Raw genomic sequence first — 19,243 nt, 5'->3', positions numbered from 1 at the left:
CGAGGCCCCGGATCAAGTCCGGGGCGGCGCGCACTAAAAGGGAGCGAAGATATGGCGACAAAAGTCATTAAGAACGGCACCGTTGTGACCGCAGATCTGTCTTATGAGGCGGATGTGCTGATTGAGAACGGTCAGATCATTGAGATTGGCAAAGGCCTCAAGGGTGACGAGACGCTGGACGCGACCGGCTGTTACGTGATGCCTGGCGGGATTGACCCGCATGTGCACCTCGAAATGCCGTTTATGGGCACCTATTCCAGCGATGATTTTGAGAGCGGCACGCGCGCCGGGCTGGCGGGCGGCACCACGATGGTGGTGGATTTCTGTCTGCCCAACCAGGGTGAGAGCCTGCTGGATGCGATCAAGCGGTGGGACAATAAATCGACCCGCGCAAACTGTGACTACTCCTTCCACATGGCGGTGACCTGGTGGGGCGAGCAGGTTTTCAACGATATGAAAACCGTGATCGAGCAGCGCGGGATCAACACGTTTAAGCACTTCCTCGCCTACAAGGGCGCGTTGATGGTCAATGACGATGAGCTGTTTGCCTCGTTCAACCGTCTGGCCGAGCTGGGCGGGATTGCCATGGTGCATGCCGAAAACGGCGATGTGGTGGCGGAGATGACCGCGAAGCTGCTGGCCGAGGGCAACACCGGGCCGGAGGCGCATGCCTATTCGAGGCCTTCGCAGGTGGAAGGTGAAGCCACCAATCGGGCGATCATGATTGCCGATATGGCGGGCGTGCCGCTTTATGTGGTGCACACCTCCTGTGAGGAGGCGCATGAGGCCATTCGCCGGGCGCGCATGCAGGGCAAACGTGTGTGGGGTGAGCCGCTGATCCAGCACCTGACGCTGGATGAGAGCGAGTATTTCAACCCGGATTGGGACCACGCTGCGCGCCGTGTGATGTCGCCTCCGTTCCGCAACCAAAAGCATCAGGACAGCCTTTGGGCCGGTCTGCAGTCAGGCTCGTTGAGCGTGGTGGCAACCGATCACTGTGCCTTCACCACAGAGCAGAAACGGTTTGGCCTCAAAGACTTCAGCCAAATTCCGAATGGCACAGGTGGGCTTGAGGATCGGATGCCGATGCTCTGGACCCATGGGGTAAACACCGGCCGTCTGACGATGAATGAATTTGTCGCCGTGACCTCGACCAACATCGCAAAAATCCTGAACTGCTACCCGAAAAAGGGCGCAGTACTGGTTGGCGCGGATGCGGACCTTGTGGTCTGGGATCCGGAGAAGTCCAAGACGATTTCGGCCAGCAGCCAGCAGTCCTCGATCGACTACAATGTGTTTGAGGGCCATGAGGTCAAAGGCCTGCCACGCTTTACGCTGACACGCGGTCAGGTGGCGGTGCATGACGGTGAGATCCGCACGCAGGAAGGCCATGGCAAGTTTGTAGAACGCGAAGCCAACACCACGGTGAACAAGGCGCTTTCCACGTGGAAAGAATTGACCTCACCGCAGCCTGTGCAGCGCTCCGGTATTCCGGCGACGGGTGTGTGATGCTGGGCGCGATGCTCATAGCCTTGATCGGTTTTTCAGCGGTCACTGTTGCTCTTATCTGGGGCATCATGTGGGCCGCTGACCGATGGTTGCATCTCTATGCAGCTATGGGTGTGGGCATTGCTGCCATTTTGTATCTTGTGCAAAACATTGTTCGAGGTATCGCCTATTGCAATCAAGATCCGGTCTATGTCCCGCCTTCGCCGAGCGACGGTGGGGAAGGTCAGATTATTGCCAATTGCGACAGTGCAGGCGGCATACTGGACCGGATCTATCTATACATGGTTGGCCCTGCGGCTGTGCTATGTCTTGGATTAATCATGGTTCGGATCTGGCGTCGCCGCCGGGCGACGCCAGCTGCTGAGGCCACGTCATGAGGACGCTGGGGCATCAAATATTCAACGAAAAAAGTGGCCTCGTGATGCAGGTTGTTGAAGGAAAGGCCCGGCCTTTGGCCGGGCTGCCCCCGACCGCCCCCATGGGCGGGGGCTTTGCCCCCACCCGCGGTCGTGGGCTGGCGGCAGGTCTGTGGTCGATGAAGCTATTTGGGCACCAAATCCTCAAGCTCGGGCAAGAGGCGCACGCTTTCCTGTTCGTGCGGGTCAGTGCGGGCGATGACAGCAACCGCCTCAACCGTGCCGGTGTTGATCGGCAAGTGCGGCACGCCGGCGGGGATGTAGACCAGATCGCCCGGATCGGTGGACATAAAGTGTTCAAGCTGCTCGCCCCAAAACATCACGGCATTGCCCTCCATTACATAGATCGCCGTTTCATGGCTTTCGTGCAGATGGGCTTTGGCGCGGCCGCCGGGCGGGATGCGCAAGAGGTGCATGCAGATGCCCTGCGATCCGGTGGTTTCTCGGGCGATGCCTTGGAAATAGCTAAACCCTTGTTTTCCGTCATAAGTCTCGCCAAGGCGCAGCTTTTGACAGGTGGTGGGCATGGGGGTCGACATGGGGGCTCCTTCCCGCAATGGACAAAAACAATAAGACTATCAGAGAAGTGGAGAGCGGTGTGTCAAGCGTGATCAGCGCCAAGAACCTGAGCCTGACGTTTCAGACCAACGATGGGCCGGTGCATGCGCTCAAGGATGTGGACCTTGAGATCAACAAGGGGGATTTTGTCTCCTTCATTGGGCCGTCGGGCTGTGGCAAGACCACATTCCTGCGCTGTATGGCCGATCTGGAACAGCCCACGGCGGGGGAGATCACCGTCAATGGCGTGAGCCCGGCGGAGGCACGCAAGGCGCGGGCCTATGGCTATGTGTTCCAGCACGCGGGGCTCTATCCGTGGCGCACCATTGGCGGCAACATTCGCCTGCCGCTGGAGATCATGGGCGTTGATAAAGCCGAGCAGGACAAGTCTGTGAAAGAGGTGCTGGAGCTGGTGCATCTGGAAGGGTTTGAGAAGAAGTACCCGTGGCAGCTGTCCGGCGGGATGCAACAGCGGGCCAGCATTGCCCGGGCGCTGGCGTTTCATGCGGATATTTTGTTGATGGATGAGCCTTTCGGGGCGCTGGACGAGATTGTGCGCGATCACCTGAATGAGCAGCTTCTGGAGTTGTGGGCGCGGACCAATAAGACCATTGGCTTTGTGACGCACTCCATTCCTGAGGCGGTGTATCTGAGCACGAAGATTGTGGTGATGAGTCCGCGTCCGGGGCGCATTCATGATGTGATCGAGAGCACTTTGCCCAAAGAGCGGCCGCTCGATATTCGCGACAGCCCTGAGTTCATCGAGATTGCACATCGGGTGCGCGATGGCCTGCGTGCGGGGCACGGCGATGACTGAGGTGGTTTTGAGACGGGCCATGGAGGCGGATGCCGACGCTATGGCGCGGATCGTCTGTGATTGGGAAACGGCGACCGAGTGGATGGACTCGCCTTACACCGCGCAAGAGATTGCAGGACTTATTCGCGAAGCTCTGCCGGATCGCGAGATCTGGGTCGCGGGTGATCCCATTGAGGGCTATTTGTCGTTTGACCCTGCGGTGTCACGGGTGGGCGGGCTTTATTGCCGCACGACGGGCGCAGGTGTGGGTAAGGCGTTGATGGACAAAGCCAAAGCGGGGCGCGACTTTGTTTGGCTGCATACGCATGAGGCCAATGAAGCCGCGCAGCGGTTTTATAAACGCGAGGGTTTCCAAGAGGTGAGCCGTCACGACGGAGACATTCACGAAAGCCTGCGCGAAGTGCGGATGGAGTGGCGGGCATGAGGAATATCGGACCGATCCTGACCGTTGTCGCCGCGATTTTTGTGCTGTGGTATGCGGGGGCCGTCGCGCTTAATGCGCCTTGGGCCTATGACAAAGCCAAACGCGCCAATGTGGAGATCACTTTCTCCGAGATGGTGGCCGACACGATGCAGCAGAAGAAACCCAAGCTTCCAGCGCCGCATCAGGTGGGCAAGGAAATTTGGAAAACCACCGGTGAGATGGTCGCCAAAGGGCGCGCGTTTTCCAAGCGCAGCCTGATTTATCACAGCTGGATCACGCTCTCCGCCACGCTTTTGGGCTTTGCGCTGGGCACGGGGCTGGGCGTCGCACTGTCGGTGGGGATTGTTTACAACCGCACCATGGACATGAGCGTCATGCCCTGGGTGATTGCCAGCCAGACCATTCCGATCCTGGCGATTGCGCCGATGATCATTGTGGTTCTGAACGCGATTGGCATCTCCGGCCTGCTGCCTAAAGCGGTGATTTCCATGTACCTCAGCTTCTTCCCAGTGGTTGTTGGCATGGTGAAAGGCCTGCGCAGCCCGGATCATATGATGGTCGATCAGATGAAGACCTGGAGCGCCACCAAAGGGCAGGAGTTCTGGAAACTGCGCTTGCCAAGCTCGATGCCGTTCCTGTTCCCCTCGCTGAAGGTGGCTATGGCGGCTTCGCTGGTGGGGGCCATTGTGGGGGAATTGCCGACAGGGGCTGTGGCCGGATTGGGCGCACGCTTGCTGGCCGGCAGTTACTATGGACAGACGATCCAGATCTGGAGCGCGTTGATTACGGCAGCGGCCCTCGCGGCGGCGCTGGTGGCGATCATCGGCGTGATCCAGAAAGTGGTTCTCAAACGGATGGGGATGGCGTGATGGGTTGGATTGTTTTTGGACTTGTTGCGTGGCTGGTGGGCTGGCGGGTGAACTCTTACTTGTCCCATCGTCCGCGGACGCAGTTTAGCGCACTGGCGGTGCCAGTGATCTTTGGTCTGACCATTGTGGTGCTTTGGGAATGTGCGGTGCGCGGGTTTGAGATCAACCCTGTGCTGCTGCCTGCGCCCACGGCGATTGCGCTGAAGTTTGCCACGTCGATCCCGATCTTGTGGGAAGACTTTGTGCAGACGGTGATCAAAGGCGCCATGTCGGGGTACATTCTGGGCTGCGGCGCGGCCTTCCTGACGGCGCTGGTGATTGACCGCTTCCCGTTCTTGCAGCGGGGCTTGCTGCCGGTGGGCAACTTTGTCGCCGCGCTGCCGATCATTGGCATGGCACCGATCATGGTGATGTGGTTTGGCTTTGACTGGCAATCCAAGGCCGCCGTTGTCGTGGTCATGGTGTTCTTCCCGATGTTGGTGAACACGGTGGAAGGGCTCCAAGCGACGGATCATATGCAGCGGGATCTGATGCGGACCTATGCGTCCAGCTATGGTCAGACGTTGATGAAGCTGAGGCTGCCTGCGGCGATGCCGTTTATCTTCAACGGGTTGAAAATCTCCACCACGCTGGCCTTGATCGGCGCGATCGTTGCTGAATTTTTTGGCAGTCCGATCAAAGGCATGGGCTTCCGGATCTCGACAGAGGTCGGACGGCTTGCGCTGGATATGGTTTGGGCGGAGATTGTGGTCGCAGCCCTAGCTGGCTCGCTGTTTTACGGCGGTGTGGCCTTGCTTGAGAAGTCTGTGACCTTCTGGCATCCCTCACAGAGGAAATCGCGATGACGAAGAGGTAACTTCCTTTTCCCTCCGGGCAGGGGATGTGCAATCCTGTGCCCGGAAGATGCGGAGTTAGGCAAAGGCAAATTTGAATGAATTCATAGCAATCCCAGAGGGTTCTGCTTTGTGACAGGCACCACGGAGATGGTGCAGCAATAACAAACAGCCAAATACCAACAAGGAGAAAGCCAAAATGAAAACGATGATGAAAGCTCTGACCGCAGCAGCGCTGGGCGTTGCCGCCAGCGTGGCGCAGGCCGCAGATGATGTGACCTTGCAGCTTAAGTGGGTCACGCAGGCCCAGTTTGCGGGCTACTATGTGGCGCAGGACAAAGGCTTTTATGCCGAAGAAGACCTGAACGTGACCATCAAGCCCGGTGGCCCGGATATTGCGCCTGCGCAGGTGATTGCAGGTGGTGGTGCCGATGTGGTGCTGGACTGGATGCCGTCTGCTTTGGCGTCCCGCGAAAAAGGCCTCGCGCTGGTGAACATCGCGCAGCCGTTCAAAGCCTCCGGCATGATGCTGACTTGCCGTAAGGACGCGGGCGTGACCTCGCCGGAGGATTTTGCCGGCAAGACGCTGGGCGTTTGGTTCTTTGGCAACGAGTATCCGTTCCTGAGCTGGATGAGCAAGCTGGGGCTGGCTACAGACGGCTCTGACGGTGGTGTGACGGTTCTGAAGCAGGGCTTCAACGTGGACCCGATCCTGCAGGGGCAGGCGGCTTGTGTGTCGACCATGACCTATAACGAATACTGGCAGATCATTGACGCGGGTCTGAGCCCGGATGATCTGGTGGTGTTCAAGTATGAAGACCAAGGCGTGGCGACGCTGGAAGACGGCATGTACGTCATGGAAGAGAAGCTGGCCGATCCGGCGTTTGAGGACAAGATGGTGCGCTTTGTGCGCGCGTCCATGAAAGGCTGGAAGTGGGCTGAAGAGAACCCAGAAGAGGCGGCACTGATCGTGCTGGACAACGATGCCTCCGGTGCGCAGACCGAAGAGCATCAGGTGCGTATGATGAGCGAGATTGCCAAGCTGACCGCAGGCAGCAATGGCGCGCTGGATGTAGCGGACTATGAGCGTACCGTGGACAGCCTGATGTCCGGTGGGTCTGATCCTGTGATCACCAAGAAGCCAGAGGGCGCGTGGACCCACGCGATTACCGACAAAGCTCTGAACTAAGGTTCGTTTCAAGCGTAGGATAAGGCCGGGTTTTGCCCGGCCTTTTTCTTTGGTGACAGGGTTTCATTTCCGGTGTGCGCCACATATGTGGATTGCGGAATGTGACGGCGGAGAATTCTTATGAGCGGCAAGAAGCTGACCTGTTTTGACTGTGGCCAGGTGAACCGTGTTCCGTTTGACAAGCTGGGCGCGGGACCGAAGTGCGGCACTTGCGGCAAAGGCTTGATGAGCGGCAAGGTGGCGGAGGTTGATCTCGCAGCCTTTGAGAAGGCTGTGCGCACGGATGATGTGCCGCTGGTTGTGGATTTCTGGGCGCCGTGGTGTGGGCCGTGTCGGCAGATGGCGCCGCAGTATCAGGCGGCGGCGCAGGAGGTGAAAGGCGCGGTGCGGCTGGTGAAGCTCAACACCGAAGCGCATAAAAATGCAGGCGCGAAATACCGCATTCGTGGCATTCCAACCATGGCCGCGTTTACCAACGGCAAAGAGCGCGCACGGCAGTCTGGGGCGATGCCCAAGGCAGCGATTGTGAAATGGGTTAAGGCGTCCGTCTGAGCGCGTTGAGCAGGTAGCGGGGCAGGCGGGCCAGCACGCGGCGGGCCAGTTCCGGATATTCCACTTCGCCTGCCAGAAGCCGCATATACATCATGCGCACCGTGCCGGAGCGGCGGAAGGTGCCGATGAAGGCTTTCTGCCAGCGGGGCGCAAAGATGATGCGGCGCAGGTTGCGGGCGATGCGCAGGTTGCGGTGCATGTCTTTGAGCTCGGCTTTATAGAGATCGATGGCGGCGTGGGGCGCGTTGGCTTTGAGCGCGTCACAGGCGGCCTGTGCGGCGAGCTGGCCGCTTTTCATGGCAAAGGCAATGCCTTCGCCGGTGATCGGATCCACCAACCCGGCGGCGTCGCCCGCCAGCAGGATATGCGCGCGCCCCGGTGTGGGGCGGAAGTCTCCAAAGGGCAGGTGGTGGCCTTTGATTTTCACCGCCTCGGAGGGCAGGCCCAGCGTGCGCATGTAGCGCTGCATGTGGTCTTTCATATCCGGGTTTGGTGCCCGCAGACCGCCTACGCCCACCGTGGTGGAGCCTTGTTTGGGGAAGGACCAGCCGTAGCCCCAGGTGGCGGCGGCAAAGTCTATGCGCAAAGGCTGCTCGGCCGGATCTTGGGCCGACAAAGGCGCCTCGATTTCCAGACCAAAGCCGATGGTTTTGGTGTCAAAGGATTTGCCAAACAGCTGCTTGGCGACAATCGAGTTCACCCCGTCCGCGCCGATGATCACAGCGGCGGTCAGGGTGGTGCCGTTGCGCAATTTCACTGCGGTTTCAGTGAGTTCTGCGATGGCTTGCCCGGTGAAATCCTCAACACCTGCATCTAGCGCATGGGCGAACATTGCGGCATCAAGATCCAGCCGCATGGTCAGATGCAGCGGCGGGATGTCAGAGAGCACGGCCAGCTCGCGCCCCTCATGCCAGAAGGCAATTTCCTCGCGCGTGACGGCGTGGGCGAGGTCGACGTCTTGGCCAAAAATCTCGTGATAATAGGTCCGGCTGCGCTCGGTAAACAGTCCGCCGCAGAGCTTGTTGCGGGGGAAGGATGCCTTGTCGATCAGCGCCACGGAGCGGCCCTGTTTTGCTGCCCAGGTGGCCGCAGCGCTGCCGGCAGGGCCTCCGCCTATTACAATGATGTCAAACTGGGTCATGCGCGCGTCCTTCTGGGGCGGGTTTCTACCAGCTTTTCGCGGCGGCGCCAGAGGGTTAGGGTGGGGAAAGCCAAGAAAGGAAGCGCCATGAGTGACGAGAAACAACCAGACGGAGAAGCAACCCTGCGGGTGCTGGCGATGCCGTCAGATGTGAACATCAATGGCGACATTTTTGGTGGCTGGGTGTTGAGCCAGATGGACATTGCCAGCGGCATTGTCGCCGCTCAACGCGCCAAAGGGCGGGTGACCACGGTGGCTGTGGATGCGATGCAGTTTATTCGACCTGTTCAGGTGGGCGATGTGCTCTGTGTCTGGGCCTGGGTGGAACGCGTTGGACGGAGTTCTATGGGGGTCAAGATCGAGGCTTGGGCGGTGCGGCACCGGCGGGGTGTTTCGGAGAAGGTGACCGAGGCGGTGTTCACCTATGTGGCGATTGATGAGGATGGCAAACCGCGGCCTGTGCCAGAAGAAGATGCGGCCTGGCCGCCGCGCTAATTGGGGCGGATTGGCACGTCGGTATTGCGTCTGTATCGCGGCTGTTTTGCGGAGGTGCGTATTTGGGCACAGCGCAACGGCGGCGGGCGCTGGGGTTTTGCGGCTTTAACCTCTGATGGGCAGGGTGTGCTCTGAGGAGGCGCAGGATGTCTGAGGATCAGAGCGAAGAGTTACCGTTGTTTCAGCGGGCCGGCAAAGGCACGAAGGCGCAGCGCATGGCGCGGGAGGCGCTGGGGCGCAACCTGCTGGTGTTGACGTCTGAGACCTGGGTGACGGAAGCCTTGCGGGAGGCGGTGCCGGAGGCGTGGCACACGCTGGAGCAGGATCTGGATGTGGCGGAGCCGAAGGAGAAGGTGACGCTGTATCTGGATCGTTCGGTGGCGAAGTTTTACCGTGCCATGGGGCAGGGCTATCAGGCACGCATCAATCGGTTGCTGGCGACCTGGGCGCAGATGAAGATTGCAGAAGAGGTGCAACTGGACGCGCATTTGGCGGCACGGTTGCGCGACTAGGGGCGCTGCCCCGTCACAGCAGGCTGTGACTCCCCGAGGTATTTTGAGAAAGAGAAAGCGTTAGGCTTTGTAGAGGCCAAACTCGTCTTGTTCGGCAAAGCGGCCGCGCAGAGCGGTGAGCGTGAGGCCAATGAGGCCAGCGCTGAGCGGGAAGCCGAGGGAGAAACTCAGATAGGTTGTGAGGGCGGTCCAGACCGAGGCGTCCTGAAACATCATCTGAACGCCACCAAGCAGGATGCCTGCGATGCTGCCAGCAAAGATGAGGATGAGGGCCATGTCTGCGTCTCCGGTTAGTGTCGTTAACCATTACTAGGGTGAAATGGGGCGCAAATGTGGCACGGTTGGGGCTTTGCTGTGGGCGGTGGCTAAAACTTATCCGGGTTTGTTGGGGCGTCGGGTTTTGGCGAGGGCAGTGAAGGCGGCGGTGAGGGTCGCGGTGAGGGTGGCCCCTGTGGCGATCCAGCCGACATACCAGAGCTTTCCGGCAAATTGATCTTCGGCATAAGAGGCGGCGAATTGGGTTTGGCCGTATTTGGCGATGGCGAAGGCCAGCGCGGTGATGATGGCAAAGGTGATGGTCAGCGGGAGCGGGCGCAGTTTGAGGCCCGCGAGGGGGGCGAGGATCAGGCCGAAAAGCGCGCCGATCATGAGGGTTTTCTGGCTCCACCACGGGTGGGCGCCGAGGGGCCGGGCGATGTCTAACGCGATGAGCGCACCCATGAAGAGCGCGGCGATGAGGGCAGGGAGCAGGTGGCGCATGGGGTGATCCTCGTGAGTGGTGGTTTGCCGAGGATGGGGGCGCGGTGTGGTGGTTTTAAGAGGTGTTACAGGGGGATGGCGGGGGGGTGATGTTTAGTGTTGGTCGGTTTGCCAGTTAGCGAATTGTTAACCATGCCAGAACAGAGTGGAGGTATGTCCCGATACATTCGTCCCAAAGTGCCCGGCGCGACGGTGTTTTTCACCGTCAATCTGGCTGAGCGTGGTGGTGATTTGTTGGTGCAGCGTATTCATGCGTTACGAGAGGCTGTGTTCAAAACACGCGCCGAGCGACGTTTTTACATCGATGCCTGGGTGGTGATGCCCGACCATATGCACGCCGTTTGGACATTGCCGCCGGGCGATAGCGACTATGCGCGACGTTGGCAGGTGATCAAGGCTCGGTTTTCACGGTCCGTCCCGAAGGGCGTTCGGCGGGCGAGCCATGTGGCACGACGGGAGCGTGCCGTGTGGCAGCGGCGGTTTTGGGAGCATCATATTCGGGATGCGGACAGCTATGTCGCAGCAATACGGTATTGCCATTTGAACCCGGTGAAACATGGGTTTGTTAACACCGCGGAAGATTGGCCGTATTCGTCGGTGCATCGCGACATTGCGGCCGGGCGATGGCCGTAGGGTGCGCAATTTTGCGCACCGTTGTGGCGTGTGGAGGCGGAAGTGGTGCGCAGTGAATGCGCACCCTACGGGTAAGCAGCGCCGGAATGAAGGAAGGGCGGCGTTGCCGCCGCCCAACATCACAAGAAAAATCCCATGATTGTCAGCAAGAGTGCCACAGTACCGATCACATCGGCATATGATACTCGCCCTTCCAACTTGAATGAAAACCGCATGAAGTAACCCTCCAGCGATGCTCATCATGATGAGCGTTGATCTACGCTCAGAATTTGTATCCCGCCCCTAAGTTGGCGGCTTGGCAACCTCTATGATCACTTGAAGTTTCCGGTCGGCGGGTGGCCCACAACGTCACGTTGGAGGAGCGCCTTAGCCTAGTCCTCGCTAGAGTTTCGACATAACGCCGCTAAGCGCTGGCTCCCAAGTCAACTTCCAACGGGTGTTCTCAGCGTTTTACGCCCGCTGGTCGGCGCGCTGCTGGAAAGTGGATCGAGAACTTGCACTACTTCTACCGCGATTCGAGTAGTGCGTCAACTTGCCGCATGCATAATTTGCGCTCCATGATTGCGGGCGCACAAGATATTGCGATTTCTGCAGGGGTGAAATCCTGCGCGTCCGATCCGAGGGTGGGTGCGAACGCGCCCGCCCGTGGGGGCGGGTCGGACGCGTAAGCCCGCTCTGCGGGCTATGGGGTGGCAGTTTTTGATGTTGTAGAAAAAAAAGAACACCCGGGCCGGAGCGCGGGTGTTTTTGTTTGGTTACTCAGCGTTTGGGTGCCGTCTCACCGGGGCGCGTACGGGTTCTAGCTGCGCCAAAACCCTGCCACGCGCTGTAAGTGTTTTACGGGGTCAAACACTTACCGTGTAAACTTCTTATGCTTGAGACGTTTGGGCTCCAAGGCGTCTGGGCCTAGACGCCGTTTCTTGTCTTCTTCGTAGTCCTCAAAGTTGCCTTCGAACCATTCCACATGGGCGTCGCCTTCGAAGGCGAGGATGTGGGTACAGATGCGGTCGAGGAAGAAGCGGTCGTGGGAGATGACCACGGCGCAGCCTGCGAAATCCACGAGGGCGTCTTCGAGGGCACGGAGGGTCTCAACGTCGAGGTCGTTGGTCGGTTCGTCGAGCAGAAGGACGTTGCCGCCTTCTTTCAAGAGGCGCGCCATGTGCACACGGTTGCGTTCCCCACCGGACAGCAGGTTCAGCGGTTTCTGTTGATCGCCGCCTTTGAAGTTGAAAGACGAGCAGTAGGCGCGGGAGTTCACTTGGGCATCGCCCAGCTCGATGATTTCCGCGCCGCCGGAGATGGCTTCCCAGACGGTGTCTTTGTCGTTCAGGTCGTCTCGGGACTGATCGACGTAGGAGAGCTTCACGGTGTCGCCGTATTCCACGGTGCCTTCGTCGGGCTGTTCCTGACCGGTGAGCATTTTGAAGAGTGTGGATTTACCGGCGCCGTTGGGGCCGATCACGCCGACAATGCCGCCCGGCGGCAGGGAGAATTCGAGGTTTTCGATCAGCTGCTTGTCGCCAAAGTGCTTGGACAGGCCGTTGACCTCGATCACCTTGGAGCCCAGGCGTGGGCCGTTTGGAATGACGATCTGTGCGCGGCCAACTTTTTCGCGCTCAGACTGGTTGGCCATCTCGTTATAGGCGGAGATACGTGCCTTGGATTTGGCCTGACGGGCTTTCTGGCCCTGACGCATCCATTCCAGTTCGCGCTCCAGCGTTTTCTGCTTGGATTTGTCTTCGCGGGCTTCCTGCTCCAGACGTTTGGCTTTCTGCTCTAGCCATGCGGAGTAGTTGCCCTCGTATGGGATGCCGCGGCCGCGGTCGAGCTCAAGGATCCAGCTGGTGATGTCGTCGAGGAAGTAGCGGTCGTGGGTGACGCAGAGGATGGTGCCTTTGTAGTCGATCAGGTGCTGTTGCAGCCAGGCGATGGTTTCCGCGTCGAGGTGGTTGGTCGGTTCGTCGAGCAGCAGCATGTCAGGCGCTTCGAGCAGCAGTTTGCAGAGCGCGACGCGGCGTTTTTCACCGCCGGAGAGATCGGCGATAGCGGCGTCATCGGGCGGGCAGCGCAGGGCTTCCATGGAGATGTCGACCTGGCTGTCCAGATCCCAGAGGTTTTGGGCGTCGATGTCGTCCTGCAGCTTGGCCATTTCCTCGGCGGTTTCGTCGCTGTAGTTCATCGCCAGTTCGTTGTAGCGGTCCAAGATATCTTTCTTGGCTTTCACACCCAGCATGACGTTTTCGCGCACGTTCAGGCTTTCGTCGAGCTGTGGCTCCTGTGGCAGGTAGCCCACTTTGGCGCCTTCTGCGGCCCAGGCTTCTCCGGTGAAGTCCTTGTCCAGACCGGCCATGATTTTCATCAGAGTCGATTTACCGGCGCCGTTGACGCCGACGACGCCGATTTTTACGCCCGGAAGGAAGGACAGGTGGATGTTTTCAAAGCACTTTTTGCCGCCGGGATAGGTCTTGGAGACACCCTGCATGTGGTAGACGTACTGATATGAGGCCATTGGGACGACTCCGTTCGCCAGAATTCACGTTGGGAGGTGTGATAGCGGAGGGCGGGGGCGGGGGCAATGGAGGTTGGTGTTTCGGATGTCAGCTTGCTTCAAATCACCCGTACGCGTTGAAGCCGTGTGTGTCACTTGCTTTTGATGTGATCCAAAACAACGACCACAAACAGCAGAGACGCACCTAGTGCGATGGGTTCCCATGTCATGCCTGTGTTAATGCCGAACTGTAATAATACAAAGTTGGAGGACTGCGCGACAACGGCTGCCACAAGAAAGAAATTTCTCCAGAAATTTTTTGATGGTTTCAAATCTGTTTGCCTGAAGTGTTGGGACGTTGGGCTGTGCTTTTCAACACCCGAAAGACTAGCCGCGCGCGGGCAAAAGGGCAATGATCCGCGCGATCACGGAGGAGGAGTTTGCGATGTGTTGGGTGTTGGGTTACGCCGCCGTCACTTGCCGCTGTAGCTATGAAAACGCAAACAATCTTGAACTCCGTAGGCAAAGAGCCCCGCAAGGCAGAGGAAGATAATGGTCTTCACATGGCCTAGGGAGCGCCCATAAGTGTCTCGCATGGTGTCTTCGGTTGCAAAAAGCAGGGCGCAAATTCCTCCCACATAGATCACAAAAAGAACTACCGCTTTTCGTTTGCCGCCTGTTTGGCTCAGTCGTTGCTTTAGGTATTCAAAGATTTTGGCTTTGGAAAAAAGCGCTGTCTTGGTTTCGGTGGTCATTGAAGCTTCTTATTCGTTTTTAAAGGCATGTTGAGGCTAAAGAGAAAGTTCCGTTCAAATTCGTGCAGTCTATTTAGGGATGCTTACGTAGGAGCTTGCACAATGCAATTGGTGCAGAGGTCCCGGGTCCAGTGTGGCGTGGGATCTCCTATGATGGTGGCCCAATGAACGGTTCAAGGGACTTCCGAATTTGGTCATAGAACGCCAAGCACAGCCCGATCACGGTCAAGCCAAAAATGTCGAAAACGCTAAGGCGCCCATCGTCGAAATAGCCAACCAGCACAAAGACTGCAAAAACTGCAATGCGAGATAGGTAGTTCATTTCCCGTGCAAAGCTCCTCCGGCTAGTCTTCCCTTGAAAACATTGCAGGAAGGATTTTGGATATGAGAAGAATTGCCGAAAACAAACTTACCCAGAAAGCTGTTGTCATCGTCGATTCACTGTAAAGGTGCGTCTCATGCCGACCTTCCCAAATGTATGCCGCATAGAAACCGGCCAGGCAGAGCGCGCACAAAAAGATGATCATTAGGGCGCCTATCCTCTGCTTTTTCTTTCGATCGTCTCTAAGGTCAGACATTTCGTTTCTCACACTTTCGATGGCATTCGGGTCCCAATACTGGTCACCGCGATTCTAGGCAAAAATTTGGTTCAAGAAAGCCCTGAAGTCGCACGCAACTTAACACGTTCCATAGCTGTCGATCTTGCTTAGTCCACAAGTGATGAAGTGGCCCTCATATTGCCGGGACTGCGCAGCTTTGCTGAGCATTTGGTCGGAGGTTGACCTTCCCATCACAAAAGCCCACTAAACCCCGTGCCTTACGGATTGCCATATGTTGCGCGCGGCCAGCGGATTGGGTTGCTGGGGGGATCGTTTGATCCGCCGCACGCGGGGCATGTGCATATCACCAAAGAGGCGCTGAAGCGCTTCGATCTGGATCAGATCTGGTGGCTGGTGAGCCCGGGCAATCCGCTCAAAGATCGTGGACCGGCCAAGCTGGCGCGGCGCATGGCCGCGGCGCGGGAGATTATGGACCATCCGCGTGTGCAGATCTGTGACTTTGAGAGCCAAGTCGGTACGCGGTACACGGCGGAAACGCTCGCCGTGTTGCAGGACACATGTCCGCAAGCACGGTTTGTTTGGCTGATGGGCGCGGATAACCTGGCGCAGTTTCACCGTTGGAAAGATTGGCAGGACATCATGGCCCGGGTGCCGGTGGGCGTGTTGGCGCGGCCAGGCGATCGGATCGAGGCGCGCACGGCCAAGGCGGCGCAGGTGTTTCGGCACGCGCAATTACATCCGCGTCACAGCCGCGCGCTGAGTCGTCTGGATGCCCCTGTCTGGGCCTTTGTTAACGTGCCTATGCAAGACATCAGCTCCACGCAGTTGCGAAAAAATGGCGCTTGGCCAAAGGGTTAAAGTGTTTCTCCTTTATGTGTGAAATACTGTCGCACCCCGTAAGTCTCTATTAACTCAGCAGGTCTAGTTTGACCGAGGAACTAAAGGCGTCTCTGCGTCTTTTGGGCAGCCGAATTTGCGGTTTCCCCGTCAAAGCACAGAGACACACACAGAGGTAACGGTTTCTCATCCGGCGCTGCGTCGGCTTGGGAAGATGAGGCTTCCGGTCTGCGCAGTTGTCGGGGTGGAAGCGCGTAACAGATTGAAACTGCGCCAAAAAGCTGGCGCCTAATCAGGCCCCACCACAGGATGTGGCAACGGTCTGGCCGGAGCGAATAATGACTGGTGAGAAGAAGCGGTCCTTTGGGCTGTCGATCATGGGGCGGCTGTTGCTGCCGATCGTGGCCTGTATTTTGGTGTCCTTCATTGCGACCACCGTGTTTTGGGTGACCAAACAGAGCAACACGTTGATAAAGGCGTTTGAGAGCGAATTGGCGCTGTCGCAGACCTTTGTGGCACCGCCGGTGGCTGCGGCTGTATGGGACTTTAACACCGATGGCGCCGCGGGCGCGATTGCTGGTGTGACCCAAATGGAAAACGCATTGTTTGCCAAAGTCTTCGTGGACGGCGAGCTGTTTGCCAAAGTGGCCGTGGAAGGCGCGGATCAAACCGGCTGGGAAGACGGCGTGGCCGAAATCCTGGCGATGGAAGAAGCGGAAGCGCGGTTTGAAGCCAACCACGTGGCCTATGTGAAATTCCCGATCCACCACACCGATGGCACGGTTGTGGCCGAGATGGTCATGGGCTTTTACGACGGCGTGATCGCAGCGGTGGTGAATGAGCTGTATATGCAGTCGTTGATTGCGGTTGCGGTGATCTGTCTGGTGATGTCGGCGATTGTGTATTTCTCCGCTGCGGGTGTGACCCGTCCATTGGCGCGGATTGTGGCGCGGATTACGGCGTTGCGCGAAGGGGATACCGCAAGCGAGGTGCCGTCGACCGATCGTAAGGACGAGCTGGGCCGCTTGGCGCGGGCCGTGCGCGAATTTGTGGAGACGATCAAAGCCAACAAGGCAATGGAAGATCAGGCCAAAGAGTCTGCGCGGGAGCAATCCGAGGTTGTGAATGAGCTGGCCGACGGGTTGAACCATCTGGCGCAGGGGCAGCTGAGCCACCGGATTACGGCTGAGTTCAGCAGCGACTATGAGATGCTGCGAGCGGACTTCAACAAGACCGCTGAGGCGTTGGACGATGTGATTGGCCGCGTATTGGGCACCATTTCGCAGATCGAAGATGAGACTGGCGAAATGGCGGAAGGCACGCAAAACCTTGCCAAACGCACCGAGGCTCAGGCGGCAACACTGGAAGAGACCGCGGCAGCAATTGGTTCGATCACCGACGGGGTGCAGACCGCGTCCGACCAAACCAAGTCGGTCGAAAACACCGTGGACGCCACCAAAGAAGAGGCGTTGCGCGGTGGCGAGATTGTGAAATCGGCCGTGGACGCGATGCAGGACATCAAGGACAGCGCCGGTAAGATCAGTGAAATCAACCGCGTGATCGAAGATATCTCCTTCCAGACCAACCTGTTGGCGTTGAACGCCGGGGTTGAGGCGGCACGGGCTGGCGATAGCGGTCGCGGCTTTGCTGTTGTGGCGTCCGAAGTGCGTTCTCTGGCGCTGCGGTCGGCGACAAGTGCACATGAGATTAAAGAGTTGATCGACACCTCCTCGGATCAGGTGGAAGTGGGCGTGGACCTTGTCGATCAGGCGGGTAAGGCAATCGAAGGTATCATCACCAAGATCCAGGAAGTGAGCCGGTTGGCGGTGCAGATTGCCGACAGCTCGCGCGACCAGGCGACCGCGATCACCGAGATCAACTCCGGTGTGATGGATCTGGACCGCGTGACGCAACAGAACGCCAGCCTGGTGGATCGCTCCAGCGCGCAAGGCCGGGCCTTGCAAGAGGCGGCCCGAGAGCTGGCCGAACTGGTGGCAAGCTTCCGTCCGTCCTCGGTTGGAGGGGCGTCCTCTGCTTCTTATGAAGAGGACTACCGCCAGTCTGCCTGACGGGGTTTTCCAAGCGCAAAATTGACAAAGGCCGGGGTGCAGGGATCGCACGCCGGCCTTTGCTTTTGTGGGGAGGAAAGGCGGATTTCTTCACGCGGGCTTTACCGAATCCAGCCACGATGAAGGCACTCGGGGGAGTGGTGTCAGTAGAGGAATTGTGATGCAAAAACGCGCAATGATGTTTGTGACGCTGACTGTGCTGGCGGTCTCTGCCATGGCGGCCACCGGTTCTGCAGAAAAGAGCTTTGCGGCTTCCACCAGCCTTGGATTTCTTGGGAGCCGATGAGGTGACGGACCCGTTCTAGGGGACAGGTCGCAGGATTGGTTCCGGGGGGGAAACCTCGGCGGTGAGCGTTTCCAGCGGCGCAAAGGTCACTTCGCCAACAAAGGCTTGAGCGGTGGTGTCGTCCGCTGCGAAGCCTGCCCAGGATTGCACGGATTTGTCCACGGCCCAGAGATTGGCAAAAATAAAGCCGGGTTCCTTGGGCAGCCGAGCTTCTTCGTCTGTGACCTCAAAAATCAGATGATCCTCCACATACCACCGCAGCCGGTCCGGGTGCCATTCAAAGGCATAGCGGCGGGGGCGGTCCGCGGCATCAAACCCCAAGGGGATTTTATGCGCGGTCAGGCGGCCACCCACAAACCAGGCGACCTGTATTTTTGTGGTGTCCTGACCCAAAAACTCGATGTCGATTTCATCATGTTGCGTGCCGTAGTGCGGACCGGTGTAGGTGAAAAATCCGGTGACAAGACCGGCGCCTTTGGCCGGGCGCAGCAGGGCTTCATAGCGGCCATAGTGGCTGCGGGCCTGGCGGCGTATGGAGGCGCCGAGAAAACGGTTTTTGGCGGCTTTTTGCGGCGTCAGTGAGAAGTGTAGCCCCTGTTCAAAGCGCAGATTGTCCCGGCTCCAGTCCGTGTCAAACGCGGGGTGCGAGAAGGCATAATGCGCCACCTGCCACCCCTTGGGCTGGGCACGGTCAAACCGCTCTGAAAATCCGGTGATTGGATCTGCCACACCGGCGCTGCCCATGGTCAATGCCACGGCCAGGCCAAGACGCAGACGGCGTCCGCCCTCGAGTATCCCACGCATCAGGCCCCCACCCGATTAAGGTTAATGGATTATGTCCATACCTGTGAGAGCATCCTGTGGGGCAGGGGCGCAAGCCAAAACGCGCGTGATGGTTAACGCGCGCCTTGGTTAATATGTGGGGCTGAACGGCCTTAAATGGGTCAGGGGCAGGTCTTGGCCTGGATTTCCACGCGACGGTTGTGGACAGAGGTGCTTTCCAGTCCGGCAAGCGGGCGGGCCTCGCCCTCAGACATCACCACACGGATACGTGAGGGGTCTTTGAGACCATCGCGCAGCGCCGTTGCCACGGCCTCCGCCCGTTTGAGCGCAAGCGCCTTGTTGGCGGCGTCGCCGCCGCTGCTGTCGGAATGACCAATCAAGCGCAGGCAGGCCGGTTGCATCACTGAGGTGTCCAGTACGGACACCAACACGGCGAGTTGTACTAGCGCGTCCTCGTTAAGGGTCGCACCACCCTGAGGAAAGAAAACGTGGCTCTCCCGTATCTCGGCCGACAACGCGTTGGGGGCTGTGCCGGAGGGCGTGGTGGCAGTGAGCGCGGGCATACGCGCGCGGCATCGGGTTGGTTCCACGCCGTATTGGTCCAACGCACGTGCACAGAGGGCCGCCTCGTCCATCGCGAGGCCCGCGGTGGGGGACAGGGAAGAGGCCAGGGTCAAGATCAGCAAAAAGGGGAACCGAAAGATACACATAACAACGCTCCTAACCCGCTCAGGGTAAGAACAAACCGTTGCAAAGCG

The 19,243-nt window shown here is 58.7% G+C and carries 22 protein-coding genes; 14 read left to right on the top strand and 8 right to left on the bottom strand.

The genetic code is table 11. The features are described from left to right. Positions 1-51: 51 nt before the first annotated feature. Both hydA and SIB92_RS08505 read left to right on the top strand, forming a co-directional pair. Complete coding sequence (hydA, locus tag SIB92_RS08510; protein WP_295178029.1) at positions 52-1,509, top strand: dihydropyrimidinase; 1,458 nt, start codon at positions 52-54, stop codon at positions 1,507-1,509. Continuing rightward, positions 1,509-1,886 carry a hypothetical protein gene (locus tag SIB92_RS08505; RefSeq protein ID WP_412555388.1) on the top strand — a complete coding sequence of 126 codons (378 nt, stop codon included), beginning with the start codon at positions 1,509-1,511 and terminating at the stop codon, positions 1,884-1,886. Before hydA ends, SIB92_RS08505 begins: the two co-directional genes overlap by 1 nt. Positions 1,887-2,050: 164 nt before the next feature. Here the strand turns inward: SIB92_RS08505 and SIB92_RS08500 are convergent, their stop codons facing one another. Then, positions 2,051-2,464: a cupin domain-containing protein gene (locus tag SIB92_RS08500; protein ID WP_412555387.1), complete on the bottom strand. Its 414-nt coding sequence runs from the start codon at positions 2,462-2,464 to the stop codon at positions 2,051-2,053. 17 nt (positions 2,465-2,481) lie between these two features. Here SIB92_RS08500 and SIB92_RS08495 point away from each other — a divergent pair, with 17 nt between their 5' ends. From SIB92_RS08495 to trxC, 6 genes are all read left to right on the top strand, one after another. Next, complete coding sequence (locus SIB92_RS08495; RefSeq protein WP_412555386.1) at positions 2,482-3,300, top strand: ABC transporter ATP-binding protein; 819 nt, start codon at positions 2,482-2,484, stop codon at positions 3,298-3,300. Continuing rightward, positions 3,293-3,724 (top strand): GNAT family N-acetyltransferase, encoded by a 432-nt coding sequence (locus SIB92_RS08490; protein WP_412555385.1) that lies wholly within the window; start codon positions 3,293-3,295, stop codon positions 3,722-3,724. Before SIB92_RS08495 ends, SIB92_RS08490 begins: the two co-directional genes overlap by 8 nt. Beyond that, entirely contained in the window at positions 3,721-4,593 is an 873-nt protein-coding gene (locus SIB92_RS08485) for an ABC transporter permease (protein ID WP_294116282.1), read from the top strand. Before SIB92_RS08490 ends, SIB92_RS08485 begins: the two co-directional genes overlap by 4 nt. Next, on the top strand, positions 4,593-5,438 hold the full coding sequence (locus tag SIB92_RS08480; protein WP_294116281.1) for an ABC transporter permease: 846 nt from the start codon (positions 4,593-4,595) through the stop codon (positions 5,436-5,438). The genes SIB92_RS08485 and SIB92_RS08480 overlap by 1 nt, the downstream gene beginning before the upstream one ends. 196 nt (positions 5,439-5,634) lie before the next feature. After that, positions 5,635-6,615 (top strand): ABC transporter substrate-binding protein, encoded by a 981-nt coding sequence (locus SIB92_RS08475; RefSeq protein WP_412555817.1) that lies wholly within the window; start codon positions 5,635-5,637, stop codon positions 6,613-6,615. Between the two features lie 120 nt (positions 6,616-6,735). After that, on the top strand, positions 6,736-7,167 hold the full coding sequence (gene trxC, locus SIB92_RS08470) for a thioredoxin TrxC (RefSeq protein ID WP_412555384.1): 432 nt from the start codon (positions 6,736-6,738) through the stop codon (positions 7,165-7,167). On the opposite strand, the gene SIB92_RS08465 is transcribed toward trxC, so the two are convergent. Further along, positions 7,151-8,308, bottom strand: coding sequence for an NAD(P)/FAD-dependent oxidoreductase (locus SIB92_RS08465; RefSeq protein ID WP_412555383.1), 1,158 nt, complete (start codon positions 8,306-8,308; stop codon positions 7,151-7,153). The two genes, trxC and SIB92_RS08465, sit on opposite strands and share 17 nt — an antisense overlap. A gap of 87 nt (positions 8,309-8,395) precedes the next feature. Between SIB92_RS08465 and SIB92_RS08460 the strand changes: the two genes are divergently transcribed. Together SIB92_RS08460 and SIB92_RS08455 are read left to right on the top strand one after the other, a co-directional pair. Then, positions 8,396-8,803 carry an acyl-CoA thioesterase gene (locus SIB92_RS08460; protein WP_295178049.1) on the top strand — a complete coding sequence of 136 codons (408 nt, stop codon included), beginning with the start codon at positions 8,396-8,398 and terminating at the stop codon, positions 8,801-8,803. 146 nt (positions 8,804-8,949) lie between these two features. Next, positions 8,950-9,315 (top strand): BrnA antitoxin family protein, encoded by a 366-nt coding sequence (locus SIB92_RS08455; protein WP_412555382.1) that lies wholly within the window; start codon positions 8,950-8,952, stop codon positions 9,313-9,315. A 60-nt stretch (positions 9,316-9,375) separates the two neighbouring features. On the opposite strand, the gene SIB92_RS08450 is transcribed toward SIB92_RS08455, so the two are convergent. Together SIB92_RS08450 and SIB92_RS08445 are read right to left on the bottom strand one after the other, a co-directional pair. Next, entirely contained in the window at positions 9,376-9,591 is a 216-nt protein-coding gene (locus SIB92_RS08450) for a hypothetical protein (protein WP_412555381.1), read from the bottom strand. 96 nt (positions 9,592-9,687) lie between these two features. Beyond that, positions 9,688-10,074 (bottom strand): hypothetical protein, encoded by a 387-nt coding sequence (locus SIB92_RS08445; RefSeq protein ID WP_412555380.1) that lies wholly within the window; start codon positions 10,072-10,074, stop codon positions 9,688-9,690. 153 nt (positions 10,075-10,227) lie between these two features. Here SIB92_RS08445 and SIB92_RS08440 point away from each other — a divergent pair, with 153 nt between their 5' ends. Continuing rightward, on the top strand, positions 10,228-10,707 hold the full coding sequence (locus SIB92_RS08440; RefSeq protein ID WP_412555379.1) for an REP-associated tyrosine transposase: 480 nt from the start codon (positions 10,228-10,230) through the stop codon (positions 10,705-10,707). 853 nt (positions 10,708-11,560) lie between these two features. Here SIB92_RS08440 and ettA read toward each other — a convergent pair. After that, a complete protein-coding gene (ettA, locus tag SIB92_RS08435; RefSeq protein WP_412555378.1) occupies positions 11,561-13,216 on the bottom strand; it encodes an energy-dependent translational throttle protein EttA in 1,656 nt (551 codons plus the stop codon). A 452-nt stretch (positions 13,217-13,668) separates the two neighbouring features. Next, complete coding sequence (locus SIB92_RS08430; RefSeq protein WP_412555377.1) at positions 13,669-13,950, bottom strand: hypothetical protein; 282 nt, start codon at positions 13,948-13,950, stop codon at positions 13,669-13,671. 812 nt (positions 13,951-14,762) lie between these two features. On the opposite strand from SIB92_RS08430, the gene SIB92_RS08425 reads away from it, so the two are divergent. The 3 genes from SIB92_RS08425 (at position 14,763) to SIB92_RS08415 (ending at position 17,702) form a co-directional block, all read left to right on the top strand. Continuing rightward, entirely contained in the window at positions 14,763-15,368 is a 606-nt protein-coding gene (locus SIB92_RS08425) for a nicotinate-nucleotide adenylyltransferase (protein ID WP_412555376.1), read from the top strand. Positions 15,369-15,685: 317 nt separating this feature from the next. Continuing rightward, positions 15,686-17,416: a methyl-accepting chemotaxis protein gene (locus SIB92_RS08420; protein ID WP_412555375.1), complete on the top strand. Its 1,731-nt coding sequence runs from the start codon at positions 15,686-15,688 to the stop codon at positions 17,414-17,416. A 160-nt stretch (positions 17,417-17,576) separates the two neighbouring features. Further along, the gene (locus SIB92_RS08415) at positions 17,577-17,702 is read left to right on the top strand and encodes a hypothetical protein (protein ID WP_412555374.1); all 126 of its coding nucleotides are present in this window, start codon (positions 17,577-17,579) and stop codon (positions 17,700-17,702) included. A 15-nt stretch (positions 17,703-17,717) separates the two neighbouring features. Here the strand turns inward: SIB92_RS08415 and SIB92_RS08410 are convergent, their stop codons facing one another. Together SIB92_RS08410 and SIB92_RS08405 are read right to left on the bottom strand one after the other, a co-directional pair. Beyond that, the gene (locus tag SIB92_RS08410) at positions 17,718-18,506 is read right to left on the bottom strand and encodes a family 16 glycosylhydrolase (protein WP_412555373.1); all 789 of its coding nucleotides are present in this window, start codon (positions 18,504-18,506) and stop codon (positions 17,718-17,720) included. A gap of 140 nt (positions 18,507-18,646) precedes the next feature. Then, on the bottom strand, positions 18,647-19,195 hold the full coding sequence (locus SIB92_RS08405) for an OmpA family protein (RefSeq protein ID WP_412555372.1): 549 nt from the start codon (positions 19,193-19,195) through the stop codon (positions 18,647-18,649). Between the last annotated feature and the right edge of the window lie 48 nt (positions 19,196-19,243).

It is taken from the genome of Shimia sp. MIT1388 (assembly GCF_047124445.1).
In the GTDB taxonomy this organism is placed as follows: domain Bacteria; phylum Pseudomonadota; class Alphaproteobacteria; order Rhodobacterales; family Rhodobacteraceae; genus Shimia.
This window is presented reverse-complemented; position numbering and strand designations above follow the sequence as displayed.